The organism is Amycolatopsis sp. NPDC000009 (genome assembly GCF_055563465.1).
On sequence record NZ_JBVHDI010000004.1, the window covers coordinates 156,739 to 169,864 of the forward strand.

Genomic DNA, 13,126 nt, shown 5'->3' on the forward strand with positions numbered 1-13,126 from the left:
CAATGAGTTCCGCAGTGGAAAGTCCACCCTCCGTCTCAGAAGACGGACCCCGGCTCAGTCACCGTCAGATCGTCACGATCCTGATCGGCCTGATGTCGGGCATGTTCCTCGCCGCGCTCGACCAGACGATCGTGGGCACCTCGATCGTCCGGATCGCGAACGACCTCAACGGGTTCGACCTGCAGGCCTGGATCACCACGGCCTACCTGATCACCTCGACGATCGTCACGCCGATCTACGGCAAGCTGTCCGACATCTACGGGCGCAAGCCGTTCTACATCGCCGCGATCTCGATCTTCCTGGTCGGCTCGGTCGCCTCGGCGTTCGCGACGTCGATGTACGAACTGGCCGCGTTCCGCGCGATCCAGGGCCTCGGCGCCGGCGGTCTGATGTCGCTGGCGATGACGATCATGGGCGATATCGTGCCGCCGCGGGAACGTGCCCGCTACCAGGGTTACTTCCTCGCCGTGTTCGGTATCTCCACCGTGCTCGGCCCGGTGCTCGGCGGGTTCTTCGCCGACTTCGACAAGCTCGGCAGCGTCTTCGGCTACGACATCGCCGGCTGGCGCTGGGTGTTCCTGATCAACGTGCCGATCGCGATCGTCGCGCTGTTCGTGGTCGCCCGCGTGCTCAACGTGCCGCACCAGCGCCACGACCACAAGATCGACTGGTGGGGCGGGCTCGCGCTCGTCGTCGCCGTCGTCCCGTTCCTGATCGTCGCCGAGCAGGGCAACAAGTGGGGCTGGGGCTCGCAGAGCGCGATCATCTGCTACGTCGTCGGTGCCATCGGCGTGGTCGCCTTCATCTTCATCGAGAAGCTGATGAAGGACGCGGCGCTGATCCCGTTGCGGCTGTTCAAGAACTCGACCTTCACGGTCGCGATCATCGGCGGCATCATCGTCGGTGTCGCGATGTTCGGCGCGATCATGATGATCCCGCAGTACATGCAGGTGGTGCAGGAGTTCTCGCCGACCGAGTCGGGGCTGCTGATGATCCCGCTGATGGCCGGCATCATGAGCGCCTCCATCATCTCGGGCCAGATCACCAGCAAAACCGGACGTTACAAGGTTTTCCCGGTGATCGGCACGCTGCTGATCGCGGGTGGCGCGTTCTTCTTCGCGCAGGTCGAGTACAACAGCGCGCTGTGGCACCCGCTCGTCGCGGCCGCGATCATCGGGCTCGGCCTCGGTTCCTGCATGCAGACGCTGATCATCGCGGTGCAGAACGCGGGCCCGCGCAGCGACATGGGCGTCTCGACCGCTTCGGCGACGTTCTTCCGGCAGATCGGTGGTACCGCGGGTGTCGCGGTGTTCCTGACGATCCTGTTCAACGTCCTGCCGGGCAACATCACCAAGGCGTTCGGCGGCAACGCGCCGACCGGTGAAGGCGCCGCGGCGCTGGGCGATCTCACCACCAACACGAGCGGTATCGCGAACCTGCCCGAGGCCATCAAGACCCCGGTGCTGATCGGCTTCACCGAGTCGATCACCACGGTGTTCTACGTGGCGGGCGCGGTCGCGCTGCTGGCGACGCTGGTCCTGATGTTCATGAAGGAGATCCCGCTTCTCGGCGGCTCGGCTCCTTCGGCGGCTTCGGCCCTCGAAGGCGGCGAAGCACTCCTCGAAGAGGACGACGCACCTGTCGAGACGGCGTCCGAGAAGACGGTCGTGACCGCGCCCGTCGAGCCCGGCAAGCACGCGCTGGCCAACGGGAACGGGGCCTACCGGGCGGGATCCGCCCAGATCAGCGGGCATGTCCGCCGGGACGACGCCACGAACGTCGCGGGTGCGGCGCTGACCCTGATCGACCACAACGGCAATCAGGTGGCCAGGACGCATACGAACGAGAACGGCGTCTACTCGTTCGCCGGCATCGTGGGCGGGCGGTACACGCTCGTCGCCAGCGGTCGCTGGTTCCGGCCGGTCGCGGCGACGCTGACCGCCACCGGGGCCGGGGTGCTGCGCCACGACTTCGAGCTGGTCAGCACGATCCTGTTGAGCGGGGTCGCCCGCACCGACGGTGACCGGGTGGTGCCGGACGCGCGGATCACCGTGCTCGACTCGTCGGGTGGCGTCGCCGCCGTGGCGAGGACCGACGCGGAGGGCAACTACACGGTCAGCGACCTGCCCGCCGGGACCTACACGGTGATCGCCAGCGGGTATCCGCCGGCGACCAGCCGGGTGGAGCTGCTGGGCGGTGATCAAGCCGAACACGATGTCCGGTTGAGCTACGACCAGGCGCTCGACGAGCTTGTCGAGCACTAGTCCGGCTTGCGATGGAGGGGCCTTTCCTCGCGAAATTCGCGAGGAAAGGCCCCCTTTGCCGCACTCGGGGAAGGCGTGACTGGCCGGACGACACGCTCGCCCCCGGATTTCGCCGCGAGTCGTCCATCTGGACACGCGTGTCGTCCGGCCAGTCACGTGTGTCGTCCATCCAGTCACGCGAAACCGTCCTGCGGGAGGTGGCCAAGCCATGATCTGCCGGTCCCGAATCGCTACTCAAACGCTATGAACGGGCGGGTGAGGCGCACGACCGGACCTTTCGGACACCCCGATTCCCCGGTTCGGCCGCATGCGGTTCGCGAAGTACACGTAGGCTCGCGTCGTGACTGAGGTGTACACCGAGGCCGCGGGCATCGGCGTGAGCTGGCTCGACACCGCCGGGCCGGTGCTCGTCTGGGTGATCGTGCTGAGCTTCATCTTCGTGGAGTGCGCGCTGATCATCGGCCTTTTCCTGCCCGGCGACTCCCTGCTGTTCGCGGCCGGGGTCGTCCTCGCGCAGCACGGCTCCGACCTGAACGCGTGGCTGCTGTCGGCCGCCGCGCTGCTCGTCGCGATCCTCGGCAACCAGGTGGGGTATTACATCGGCCGGTCGACGGGCACGAAACTGATCGCGCGCCGCGGCGGCAAGGTGCTGAACCGGCACAACCTGGACCGCGCCAGGTCCTTCCTGGATCGCAAGGGTTTCTTCGCCATCGTGGCCGCGCGCTGGATCCCGTGGATCCGCACGCTCGCGCCGCTCATCGCCGGGACCGCGCGGATGGATCCGCGCCGGTTCGCGCTCGCGACCGCGCTCGGCGGGCTGCTCTGGGTGCCGACGCTGGTGCTGCTCGGTTACTACGGTGCAGGTCTGCTGGACCAGCTTCCGTGGGTGAAGACGGTCGCGCTGTGGGTGAGCGTCGCGTTCTTCGTGGTGGGCACGGCCTACGGCGTGATCCGCTACCGCCAGGAGATGCGGCGGCCCGCCGAAGAGACCGAAGAGAGCACCGCCTAAACCTCGGGGTCCGCCCAGATCTCCAGCTGGATGCCGTCGGGGTCACGGAACACGATGACCGACGAGCCTTCCAAGGTCCGAGAGCCCTTCGACGGCGTGTAGACGACGCCGTATTCCGAGAGCCGCGCTTCCCATTCGGCCAGCTCCGAACGCGAAGAGACCTTGAACGCCACGTGGTCCAGACCTGTCCGCCGTTCGTCGAACCGCGGCCGCTCGGTGTCCTGGTGCTCGACGAGTACCACCGCGAAACCCTCGCTGGGCGACCTGAGCACGACCTTCCGCAGACCCGTTTCGGGGTCCTCACGACGCGTGAACTCCTCGAGTTCGAGCACTCGGGCGTACCAGGGCACGCTCCGGTCCACGTCGGTCACGGTGAGTGCCAGGTGGTGCACAGACATGAGCTTGGACATCGGGGATGACCGTCCTGATCAAGAGCTTGGGGGCGTCCCCAGGGTGACACAGGCGCTTCGGGCCACGAGGCGATCCGCCGACTTCCCACATGAATCGTGATATCCGCCGGGAAACAGTGTTAAAAAGTGGCTGAACCGCACGCGGAGCCGATATCGCCTCGTGACCGCCTCGTGGCCCTGGGTGTCAACGTCCTCCACCGACGGTCAATACCGTCCCGGTGGTGTACGACGCGGCCGGGGAAAGCAGCCACAGCACGGCTTCCGCGACTTCGCCGGGCTCGCCCGCCCGTCCCATCGGAATGGTCGGCGCGATCCGCTCCATACGGTCGGGCAAACCCGCCGCGGCGTGCAGTCCGGTGTGGATCATTCCCGGCGCGACCGCGTTCACCCGGACGGATTCTTTCGCCACTTCTTGCGCCACGCCGTAGGTCATCGTTTCGACCGCGGCCTTGGTGCCCGCGTAGTGGACCCATTCCCCCGGCGAACCGGTCCGCGCGGCGGTGGAGGACAGCGTCACGATCGCGCCGCCGTCACCGCCGTACCGGGTGGACATCCGGCGGATGCCCTCGCGGACGCACAGGAAGACACCCGTGATGTTGACATCGACGACACGACGGACGACGTCGACGTCGTATTCGTCGAAGCGGCCGGGGGTGTTGCCGGTGATGGCCGCGTTCGCGACCAGCCCGGCGAGCGGGCCGAGCTCGACGGCGGCGTCGAACAGGGCCACCACGTCGGCTTCGGACGCGACATCGCCGCGCCGGGTGATCGCCCGGACGCCGTGCTTCCGGACTCGCGAAGCGACGTCTTCGGCCGCTTCGGCGTCACCCGCGTAGTTGACGACGACGTCGTAACCGCGCGCGGCGGCCAGCTCGCAGACCGCCGCGCCGATGCCCTTGCTGCCGCCGGTGACGATGAGAACCCCAGTCATGACCGGATCATATGGCGAAGTTGACCAGCGGGAGGTTCTCGAGGACCAGGTCGGCCCGGCTGCTGGTGGACGCGATCAGATCGGCGTTGCGCTGGTCGGAACCGAGCGCGCGGCGACGCGCTTCGACCAGCGAACGGCCGTAGCGGCGGTGCCGCGAGACGAGCCGCTCGATGCGCTCGGGTTCGTCCGGCGCGAGGAACCACGACTCGGCGAGGATCGGCTTCACGCCACTCCACAGGTCGTCCTGCATGAGCAGGTAGTTGCCCTCGGTGATGACCAGCGGGACGTCCGGCGTGACCGCGACGGCACCGGCGATCGGCTCCTCGATCTCCCGGCGGAATTCGGGCGCGTAGACCGTCTCGCGGCCTTCGGCGAGCCTGCGCAGCAGGTGCACGTACCCGGCGGCGTCGAAGGTGTCCGGGGCGCCCTTGCGCTCCACCCGCCCGAGCCGCTGGAGCTCCACCTGCGCCAGGTGGAAGCCGTCCATCCCGACCACCGCGGCCCTCGTACCCAGCGCCTTCGCCAGGCCCCAGGCCAGTGTCGTCTTGCCGGACGCGGGGGCGCCGACGATGCCGAGCACGCTGCGCTGTCCCGGCTTCGCCAGCGTCTGAGCCCTGCGCAACAGGTCCTCGAACACCGGAGGCATCGCTGTCATGGCAGTCCTTCTCCCATCTTCGCGACCGCGGCCGTCCACGACCTCGGTCCTTCATGCCGCACCCGTTCGGCGGCCACCTCGTTGGCGAACTCGATCCAGCCCGGGACGTCCCCTCGGTCCCGGGCGACCGCGTACGCGAAAGCCCCGTGCCACACATCGCCCGCGCCCAGCGTGTCACGCGCCCGGGTGACGGGGACGGCGACGGCACCGGATCCGTCCGCCGTCGACCAGCGCACCGGATCGGGCCCGGCGGTCGTGATCACCACGGGTACGCCGTGCTCGCGCGGATCGTCCCCGCGGTACAGCGACGAGCACGCCGCGATGTCGACCAGCGGCAGGAGTTCGGGGAAGACCGGCTTCCAGCTCCCGGCGTCGAGCACCACCGGCACTTTCCGCTCCCGCGCCCAGCGCGCGACCTCCAGCGCCACTTCCGGATGGTGCCCGTCCAGGAGCACACACCCAGGCATTTCGTCCTCTGAATGCGGTAGTTGCGCGTGCAAGGACCGCATCGAGAGGACGAAACGCGAGGAAGCGTGGGCGTTGCGCGAGACGACGGTGCGTTCCCCGTCGGAGTCACGGACGACGATGGCGCTGATCGCGGGCGGATCGGGCCGTCCGGGATCGAGGTCGACCAGGTCGACGCCGTGCGCCTCGAGATCGGCGCGGGCGAGTGCCGCCAGCGGGTGCGCACCGGCGACCGTCAGCAGCGTCGGCCCGGCGCCGAGCGCGGCCACGGTCACCGCCGCGTTCGTCGCCGGCCCCCCGGCGGCGACGTCCATCGACAGCGAACGCACCTTCTCGCCCGGCGCCGGGATCTCGGCGACGCGCTGAACCTGGTCGACGGTGCACAGGCCCGCCAGCAGCACCCGCACTACAGCCCCGTGTGGACGGCCGACGCGACCTCTTCGACTTCGCCGTTCTCGCCGATCTTCAACGCACCCGTGAGCAGGCCGACGACCTGGTTCATGGTGTGCGTCTTCGGCGAGACCACCGCGACGCGCTTGCCGAGGCGGTGCACGTGGATGCGGTCGGCGATGTCGAACACGTGCGGCATGTTGTGGCTGATCAGCACCACCGGCAGGCCGCGTTCGCGGATACGGTTGATCAGGTCGAGCACCTTGCCGGATTCGGCGACGCCGAGCGCGGCGGTGGGCTCGTCCATGATCACCGCCTTGGTGCCGAACGCCGCCGCCCGCGCGACCGCGACACCCTGGCGCTGCCCGCCGGACAACGTCTCCACCGGTTGCGTGATCGACTTGATGTTGATGCCGAGTTCGTCGAGGATCCGCTGCGCGTCGGCCCGCATGGCCCCGGTGTCCAGCTTCCGGAACAGCTGCCCGAAGAGATCCGTGCGCCGCTTTTCCCGGCCGAGGAACATGTTCGACGCGATGTCGAGCGCGGGCGCGACGGCGAGATCCTGGTACACCGTCTCGATTCCGTAGTGCCGAGCGTCCAAAGGGGACCTGAAGTGGACGGTCTGACCGTCCACTTTGATCTCTCCGGCGTCCGGGATCACCGCTCCGGAAAGGGCTTTGATCAGGCTCGACTTCCCGGCGCCGTTGTCGCCGACGACGGCGAGCACCTCGCCGGGGAACAGCTCGAAGTCGGCGCCGTCGATGGCGGTGACCCGGCCGTAGCGTTTGACCAGCCCTTGAGCGGACAACGTGGGCGTCGTCATGACTGCTGCCTCCTCGCGAACCGGTCGACGCACACCGCGCCGATGAGCAGGGCGCCGGTGGCGACGTCCTGGTAGAGCGCGTCCACCCCGAGCTGGGTCAGCCCGGACCGCAGGACCGCGACGACCAGCGCGCCCATCATCGTGCCGAGTACCGAACCCCGGCCGCCGAACAGGCTCGCGCCGCCCAGCACCACCGCGGTGATGGAGTCGAGGTTGCCGAGCTGGAAGGCGTTCGGGTCGGCGTTCGGCACGCGGCCGAGCGCCTGCCAGGCGGCGATCCCGACGATCACGCCGGCGACGATGTACACCGAAAGGATCGTGCGGTTGACCTTGATCCCGGACAGCCGCGCGGATTCCGGCGCGTTGCCGACCGCGTAGACGTGCTTGCCCCAGGGCGTCCGGGTGAGCGCGTACCAAAGTCCCAGGTACATCAGCAAAGCGAGCGTCATGCCGTAGGTGATCGGGATGCCGCCGAACAGGTACCGGCGGGTGCCGAGCCATTTGAGCAGTTCGTCGGCGACCGGGACGGCCTGCCCGCTCGCGAACAGTTTCGCGGCCGCGGTGAGCACGGTCAGCAGGCCGAGCGTGACGATGAACGGCGGCAGTTTGATCCGGGTGACCAGCGAACCGGTGACCATCCCGATCACCACGGTCGCCACGATTCCCAGCAGCAGGGCCCAGATCCCGGAGACGCCGCCGACCACGAGTTTCGCCATGATCAGCGTCGCGAGCACCATCGCGGCCGCGTTGGCCAGGTCGATGCCCGCGGTCAGGATGATCAGCGTCTGCCCGAGGGCGAGCGTGCCGATCACCAGGGACTGTTGCACCACAAGGGAAAGGTTGTCGAGGTCGAGGAAGGTGTCCGTCGACAGCGAGAACACCACGATCGCGACGAGCAGGGCCAGCGCGGGCCCGACGGCGGGCGCGCGGAGGAAGAACTCACCGATCGACGGCCGTTCGTTGCTCTTGAGGGTCGCAGTGGTCATTTCGTCCCCCAGCAGTTCTCGAGGCCCCACTTGGTGTCCTGGCTCTCCACGCCGGGGATCGGCTTGTCGGTGATCACCGCGGAACCGGTGTTGACGAACCCGCTCGGCTTCTTCCCGGTCTTGGCGTATTCGACGGCGGCGAGGACGCCCTGCTCGGCCATCTTCTTGGGGAACTGCATGACCGTGGCGGCGTACTGGCCGTCGCGCACGTTCTTGACACCTTCGCAGCCGCCGTCGATCGAGCCCATCACGATCTGGTTCACCAGGCCGCGGGCCTGGAGCGCGGCGTAGGTGCCGCGGCCCATCGGCTCGTTCATCGTGTAGACGGCGTTGATGTCGGTGGTGCGCTGCAGCAGGTTCTCCACGCCCTGCTGCGCGAGGCTCTGGTCGCCGTTCGCGGGCGTCTTGCCCTTGATCTCCGGCGACGCGTCGGTCAGCCCGATGCCCTTGAGGAACCCGGTGTGCCGCTGGGTGTCCACTGTGGACCCGGCGGTGCCGTCCACCATGAACAGCTTCGGCGGCTTGCCGTTCAGCGCGGCCTTGACGTAGGCACCCTGCTGACGTCCGGCCTCGAAGTTGTCCGTGGCGAAGGTGGCGTCGACGGCGGTGTCCGGTTCGGTCGCCGTGTCGAGCGCGATGACCAGCACCCCGGCCTTGCGGGCGCGGTCGATGGCGTCGAGGACACCGGTCGAGGAACTCGGCGTGATCAGGATGGTGTTCGCACCCTGCTGCATGAGGTTCTCGATGGCCCGCACCTGGCCGTCGTTGTCGCCGTCGAACTGGCCGGCGAGCGCGCTGAACTCCGCGCCGTTCGCCTCGGCGGCGGCCTTGGCGGCCGCTCTCAGCTCCACGAAGTAGGGATTGGTGTCGGTCTTCGTGACCAGGCCGACCTTGGCCTTGCCACCGCCGCCCGCGTTCGATCCGCCACCCCAGTGGCGTTCGACGGTGCACCCGGCCGAGGTCACCGCGAGTGCGGTGGCCAGGGCGAGCGCGGCGAGACTGCGCTGTCTCATGGGGATGCCCTCCGATTCAAGGCTGTCCGTGATGGACCGGAAGGTAGACAGGGTTATGCTCAGTCGCAAGCGTTTGCGCAAACGCTTGCCAGCTGACTCCCGAGGATTGGTAATGCCGCCGTCTCGCTCGTCCCGTCCCACCCAACGCGACATCGCCGAGCTGGCGGGAGTCTCGATCACCACCGTTTCCCATGTGGTCAACGGGACGAGGGCGGTGGCCGAGGACACCAAGCTGGCGGTGCTGCGCGCGATCGAGCAGACGGGTTACACCGGCGACGCCATCGCCCGCTCGCTGGTGACCGGCGGGACCCGCTCGATCGGCGTCGCGATCTCCCTCATCGCGAACCCGTACTTCGCGGTGCTGATCCAGGCGATCGAGCGAGAAGCCGCGCTGGCCGGGTACACGGTCTTGCTCGCGGACACGCACGACACCGTCGACACCGAACGTGAGACCGTGCGGACCCTGCGTTCGCGCCGGGTCGACGGGCTGCTGATCACGCCGTCGCCGGGCGACGGCTCGGTGATCGGCGAACTCGTCTCGCTCGACGTCCCGACCGTGCTCATCGACCGGCTCTCCACCCGCACCGACGTCGACCAGGTCGGTGCGGAGAACATCCAGTCGACGTCCGCGCTGACCGCGCATCTGGCGTCGCTCGGGCATCAGCGGATCGGCATGATCAGCGGCACGGCCGGGCTGAGCACCAGCGAGGAGCGGATCCTCGGCTATCGCCTGGGGCTGGGCCGCTCGGGTTTGACCTGGTCGGAGGAGCTGGTCGCGTGTGGCCAGTCCTCGCAGGCCGGTGGGGCGCTCGCGCTGAGCACGCTGCTCGCGCTGCCGGAGCCGCCGACGGCGCTGGTGGTCGCCAACGACACCATGATGGTCGGGGTGCTGCACGAGCTGCGGCGCCGCGGGCTGCGGGCGGGCGTCGACCTGCCGGTGGTGGTCTACGACGACGTCGAATGGGCCGATCTGGTCGATCCGCCGCTGACCACGATGGCGCAGCCGATCGAGGAGATAGGCACACAGGCGGTGCGCCTGCTGCTGGCCAGGATCAACGATCCGGCACGCAAGGCCCAGACGATGCGGATTCCGCCTACGCTCCGCCATCGCGCGTCCTGCGGATGCGCTCTCGTTCACTCACATTGATGATTGTTGGGAGACTTTCCGGTCTCGCCGCCGAGTGACGCTCCGTCAGCCGTTACCGTCATTCAAGCTCGAATGAAGGCGTGGAGCGATGACCGCACTGTCCCCGGCGTTACCCCTGTGGGAGGACACCCCTGTCACCCACCGGTTCGGGGTGGCCATGGCGATGCACGCGAACCCGTATTCGGGTGAACTGGTCCGCGCCATCCGCCGCGCCGCGCGCCGTCACGGCTGCGAGATCACCCTCGCCGACACCGGTGACAGCGTCGCCGAAGAAGCCGCGGTCATCCGCGCGCTGCGGGCGGACCGCGTCGACGGTGTCCTGCTCGTCCCGGCGGCCGGCGACGAAGCGGTGATCAACGGACTGGTCCGGATGGGCGTGCCGACCGTGCTCGTCGACCGGATGGCCGGCCGCAACGACGTCGACCAGGTCGGCTCCGAGAACATCCAGGCCGTGTGCGCGCTCGTGCGGCACCTCGCCGGGCTGCGGCACCGCAAGATCGGCTTCATCTCGGGCGAAGAGGACATGACGACCTACGAGGAGCGGGCGCTGGGCTACCGGCTCGGCCTCGGCCGCTCCGGCCTCCGGTGGACGTCGCAGCTGGTCGCGTGCGGGCAGTCGACCCCGGGCGGAGCCGCCGCCGCGACGGCGAAGCTGCTCGACAGCTGGCCGTCGCCGACGGCGCTCGTGGTGGCGAGCGAGGCGATGATGATCGGCGTCCAGTACGAGGCGCACCGGCTCGGCATCCGGATCGGGCGGGATCTGGCGATCGTCGGCTACGGCGACATGGAGTGGGCGGGGCAGGTGACCCCGGCGGTCACCACGATGGCGCAGCCGATCGAGGAGATCGGGCGCAAGGCCGTCGAACTCCTGCTGGCCCGGATCACCGACCCTGAGCGACGACCCGAATCCGTACGGCTCGCACCGCGCTTCATACACCGTCAGTCGTGCGGCTGCTGAATCACAACTCGCTGGTCAGAACGCCGCCGCCGGGTGAAGATGGCGGAATGACCGACCTGTGGACCGTGCACACCGCCGACCTCGAAGCAGGCGTGCTGAGGGCGGCGCGCGCTCTGCTGGACGACGCTTTCGACGGCGATTTCAGCGACCACGACTGGGAGAACGCCCTCGGCGGCATGCACACGCTCGTCTGGGAGAGCGGCGAGCTGATCGGGCACGCGTCCTTGGTCCAGCGGCGGCTCGTGCACGACGGACGGGTCCTCCGCACGGGTTATATCGAGGCGGTCGCCGTCCGGTCGGACCACCGGCGGCGCGGGCACGGCGCCGCGATGATGGACGCGCTGGAGCGGGTCCTGCGGAAGGCGTACGACCTCGGGGCGCTTTCGGCGTCCGACGAGGCGCTGGAGTTCTACGCGTCGCGGGGCTGGCTGCTGTGGCGCGGTACTTCGTCGGCCATGACGCCTTCGGGCATCGAGGCGACGAAGGAAGACGACGGGTCCATCCATGTGCTGCCGGTGGGGGTCACCCTGGATCTGGACGGGGAGATCACCTGCGACTGGCGCTCGGGCGACGTCTGGTGACGCCTTTAAGTCCTCTAAATGCGGTCTAGCACCGCGCGTTGGCGCACACGTATTGAGGAGACCGACCCTGAACCGTCCACAAGAGACACCAGGGCCCACCCGATGCCCGATTTGAGCGCTTTGCGTGGGGGTCGTGAGTGGCAATGATCGTTCTAACCCTCTTTACCACTCACGACCCCACGCGAAACTGCACATAAAGGCATAAATCGGGCGTTCTGTCGGCGCGAAGTGTCCCTTGTGGACATTCGCGCTCGATGTCTGCCGCATCCAGTCCTCTAAATGCGGTAGTTACCGGCCGCCCAGTCGCGCTCCCGCCCACCGCTGACGTCGCGAAAGCCACTTTCGCGACGCCTGATGTCCCGAAAGTGGCTTTCGCGACACGTGCGCCCGACCGTGCGGGCGGGGCAAGCCCAGGGTCAGGACCGGGTCGTTCAGGGCGGCTGGTGACGCATTTAGAGGACTAAACGCGGGCGTCGAGGGTGGCCGCGGCTTCGAGCAGCATCCAAGCGCTCACCTGGACGGACAGGTCGCGTTCGGGAGCGTCGGCGGCGAGGGGCAGCGAAGGCGCCGGAGTCGCCCAGTCGGCGCTGAAGACCGGCCCGTGCGGCGTCTCGGTGGCACCGGACCAGCAGGCGTCAGCCGACCGGAGGACCAGGTCGCGCGCGATCCCGCTCGGCACCAGCGGTGCGGCGAGCGCCAGGTACCGGGCCAGGATCCCGCCGAACAGGCCGCCGTCGCCGCCCTCCTGACCTCGGATCACCCCGTTCGGCGCGACGTGTTCCGCGACCGCGCGGATCGTCCGCTCCACTCTGTCCAGTTCGGACAGTTCCAGGCAGGCGCCGAGGTAAACCCCTTGGCAGTACGTGAAAATATGCTTGACCAGTTCACCGGAGCCGACCCGCAGGCCGTCCCAGACCAGGCCGGAATCCGGGTCGACGAGCCGCTCGGTCATCCAGCCGGTCAAACCACGCGCGTGTTCGACGGCGCCTTCGCGGGCGTGGAAGATCGCGGCCGGGCCGTTCGCGGGCGCGTTCTTGAAATCGTCGCCGACGCGCCACCAGATCCCGCCGCCCGCGTCGTCGGTCCAGCCTTCGCGCAGCCTCGAGCTGATCGCCTCAAGCCCACCGCGGACGTCCAGCCCGAGATGTCCGGCACGTTGCAGCGCGAGGCCGAGCCAGGCGATGTCGTCGTAGTAGTCGTTGATCCACTTGCCGAAGTTGCGCAGCCGCACGGAGACCACGAACCGGTCGATCAGCTTCAGCCGATCCGGTGAAGGGTCCCGCAGCTGGGCGTCGACGAGGGTGTCCAGCAGATGCGCCTGCCACCAGTAGTTCCAGTGCCAATGGACGCGCTGCCCCGCCGACGGCGGCCAGCCGCTCCGGCCGAGCACGGTCCCGGGCAGCCCCCACACGCGGCGCAGATGCCTGCCGCGGATCGCGCGCTCGGCGATCGCGGCCCGGTCGGCGAGAGCAGTCATCGCGCCATCATCCCTTG

The 13,126-nt window shown here is 68.6% G+C and carries 13 protein-coding genes; 5 read left to right on the plus strand and 8 right to left on the minus strand.

Annotated elements, in window-relative coordinates:
* The first annotated feature begins 2 nt into the window (after window positions 1-2).
* Window positions 3-2,264: an MFS transporter gene (locus ACZ3HL_RS14200; protein WP_465531241.1), complete on the plus strand. Its 2,262-nt coding sequence runs from the start codon at window positions 3-5 to the stop codon at window positions 2,262-2,264.
* A 340-nt stretch (window positions 2,265-2,604) separates the two neighbouring features.
* Window positions 2,605-3,273, plus strand: coding sequence for a DedA family protein (locus ACZ3HL_RS14205; RefSeq protein WP_465421554.1), 669 nt, complete (start codon window positions 2,605-2,607; stop codon window positions 3,271-3,273).
* On the opposite strand, the gene ACZ3HL_RS14210 is transcribed toward ACZ3HL_RS14205, so the two are convergent.
* From ACZ3HL_RS14210 to ACZ3HL_RS14240, 7 genes are all read right to left on the minus strand, one after another.
* Complete coding sequence (locus tag ACZ3HL_RS14210; RefSeq protein WP_034312409.1) at window positions 3,270-3,683, minus strand: VOC family protein; 414 nt, start codon at window positions 3,681-3,683, stop codon at window positions 3,270-3,272. The two genes, ACZ3HL_RS14205 and ACZ3HL_RS14210, sit on opposite strands and share 4 nt — an antisense overlap.
* A 184-nt stretch (window positions 3,684-3,867) precedes the next feature.
* On the minus strand, window positions 3,868-4,614 hold the full coding sequence (locus tag ACZ3HL_RS14215; RefSeq protein WP_465531243.1) for an SDR family oxidoreductase: 747 nt from the start codon (window positions 4,612-4,614) through the stop codon (window positions 3,868-3,870).
* Between the two features lie 7 nt (window positions 4,615-4,621).
* Entirely contained in the window at window positions 4,622-5,269 is a 648-nt protein-coding gene (locus tag ACZ3HL_RS14220; protein ID WP_465531245.1) for a nucleoside/nucleotide kinase family protein, read from the minus strand.
* Window positions 5,266-6,135 (minus strand): PfkB family carbohydrate kinase, encoded by an 870-nt coding sequence (locus tag ACZ3HL_RS14225; RefSeq protein WP_465531617.1) that lies wholly within the window; start codon window positions 6,133-6,135, stop codon window positions 5,266-5,268. The genes ACZ3HL_RS14220 and ACZ3HL_RS14225 overlap by 4 nt, the downstream gene beginning before the upstream one ends.
* Before the next feature lie 5 nt (window positions 6,136-6,140).
* On the minus strand, window positions 6,141-6,947 hold the full coding sequence (locus ACZ3HL_RS14230; protein WP_465421548.1) for an ATP-binding cassette domain-containing protein: 807 nt from the start codon (window positions 6,945-6,947) through the stop codon (window positions 6,141-6,143).
* Window positions 6,944-7,933 (minus strand): ABC transporter permease, encoded by a 990-nt coding sequence (locus ACZ3HL_RS14235; protein ID WP_257483402.1) that lies wholly within the window; start codon window positions 7,931-7,933, stop codon window positions 6,944-6,946. Before ACZ3HL_RS14235 ends, ACZ3HL_RS14230 begins: the two co-directional genes overlap by 4 nt.
* Window positions 7,930-8,946 carry a substrate-binding domain-containing protein gene (locus tag ACZ3HL_RS14240; protein WP_465421545.1) on the minus strand — a complete coding sequence of 339 codons (1,017 nt, stop codon included), beginning with the start codon at window positions 8,944-8,946 and terminating at the stop codon, window positions 7,930-7,932. Before ACZ3HL_RS14240 ends, ACZ3HL_RS14235 begins: the two co-directional genes overlap by 4 nt.
* A 112-nt stretch (window positions 8,947-9,058) precedes the next feature.
* Here ACZ3HL_RS14240 and ACZ3HL_RS14245 point away from each other — a divergent pair, with 112 nt between their 5' ends.
* The 3 genes from ACZ3HL_RS14245 (at window position 9,059) to ACZ3HL_RS14255 (ending at window position 11,632) form a co-directional block, all read left to right on the plus strand.
* On the plus strand, window positions 9,059-10,093 hold the full coding sequence (locus ACZ3HL_RS14245; protein ID WP_126736104.1) for a LacI family DNA-binding transcriptional regulator: 1,035 nt from the start codon (window positions 9,059-9,061) through the stop codon (window positions 10,091-10,093).
* A gap of 88 nt (window positions 10,094-10,181) precedes the next feature.
* Entirely contained in the window at window positions 10,182-11,051 is an 870-nt protein-coding gene (locus tag ACZ3HL_RS14250) for a LacI family DNA-binding transcriptional regulator (RefSeq protein ID WP_034312391.1), read from the plus strand.
* Window positions 11,052-11,098: 47 nt separating this feature from the next.
* Window positions 11,099-11,632, plus strand: coding sequence for a GNAT family N-acetyltransferase (locus ACZ3HL_RS14255; protein ID WP_126736105.1), 534 nt, complete (start codon window positions 11,099-11,101; stop codon window positions 11,630-11,632).
* A gap of 460 nt (window positions 11,633-12,092) precedes the next feature.
* On the opposite strand, the gene ACZ3HL_RS14260 is transcribed toward ACZ3HL_RS14255, so the two are convergent.
* Entirely contained in the window at window positions 12,093-13,109 is a 1,017-nt protein-coding gene (locus tag ACZ3HL_RS14260; RefSeq protein ID WP_465531247.1) for a glycoside hydrolase family 76 protein, read from the minus strand.
* Window positions 13,110-13,126: the final 17 nt, after the last annotated feature.

Excerpts from the sequence above, each read along its gene's own strand:
- ACZ3HL_RS14240 (WP_465421545.1), bottom strand. The coding sequence starts at position 8,946 with ATGAGACAGCGCAGTCTCGCCGCGCTCGCCCTGGCCACCGCACTCGCG.
- ACZ3HL_RS14250 (WP_034312391.1), top strand. The coding sequence starts at position 10,182 with ATGACCGCACTGTCCCCGGCGTTACCCCTGTGGGAGGACACCCCTGTC.
- ACZ3HL_RS14220 (WP_465531245.1), bottom strand. The coding sequence starts at position 5,269 with ATGACAGCGATGCCTCCGGTGTTCGAGGACCTGTTGCGCAGGGCTCAG.
- ACZ3HL_RS14245 (WP_126736104.1), top strand. The coding sequence starts at position 9,059 with ATGCCGCCGTCTCGCTCGTCCCGTCCCACCCAACGCGACATCGCCGAG.
- ACZ3HL_RS14230 (WP_465421548.1), bottom strand. The coding sequence starts at position 6,947 with ATGACGACGCCCACGTTGTCCGCTCAAGGGCTGGTCAAACGCTACGGC.
- ACZ3HL_RS14210 (WP_034312409.1), bottom strand. The coding sequence starts at position 3,683 with ATGTCCAAGCTCATGTCTGTGCACCACCTGGCACTCACCGTGACCGAC.
- ACZ3HL_RS14260 (WP_465531247.1), bottom strand. The coding sequence starts at position 13,109 with ATGACTGCTCTCGCCGACCGGGCCGCGATCGCCGAGCGCGCGATCCGC.
- ACZ3HL_RS14255 (WP_126736105.1), top strand. The coding sequence starts at position 11,099 with ATGACCGACCTGTGGACCGTGCACACCGCCGACCTCGAAGCAGGCGTG.
- ACZ3HL_RS14235 (WP_257483402.1), bottom strand. The coding sequence starts at position 7,933 with ATGACCACTGCGACCCTCAAGAGCAACGAACGGCCGTCGATCGGTGAG.
- ACZ3HL_RS14200 (WP_465531241.1), top strand. The coding sequence starts at position 3 with ATGAGTTCCGCAGTGGAAAGTCCACCCTCCGTCTCAGAAGACGGACCC.
- ACZ3HL_RS14215 (WP_465531243.1), bottom strand. The coding sequence starts at position 4,614 with ATGACTGGGGTTCTCATCGTCACCGGCGGCAGCAAGGGCATCGGCGCG.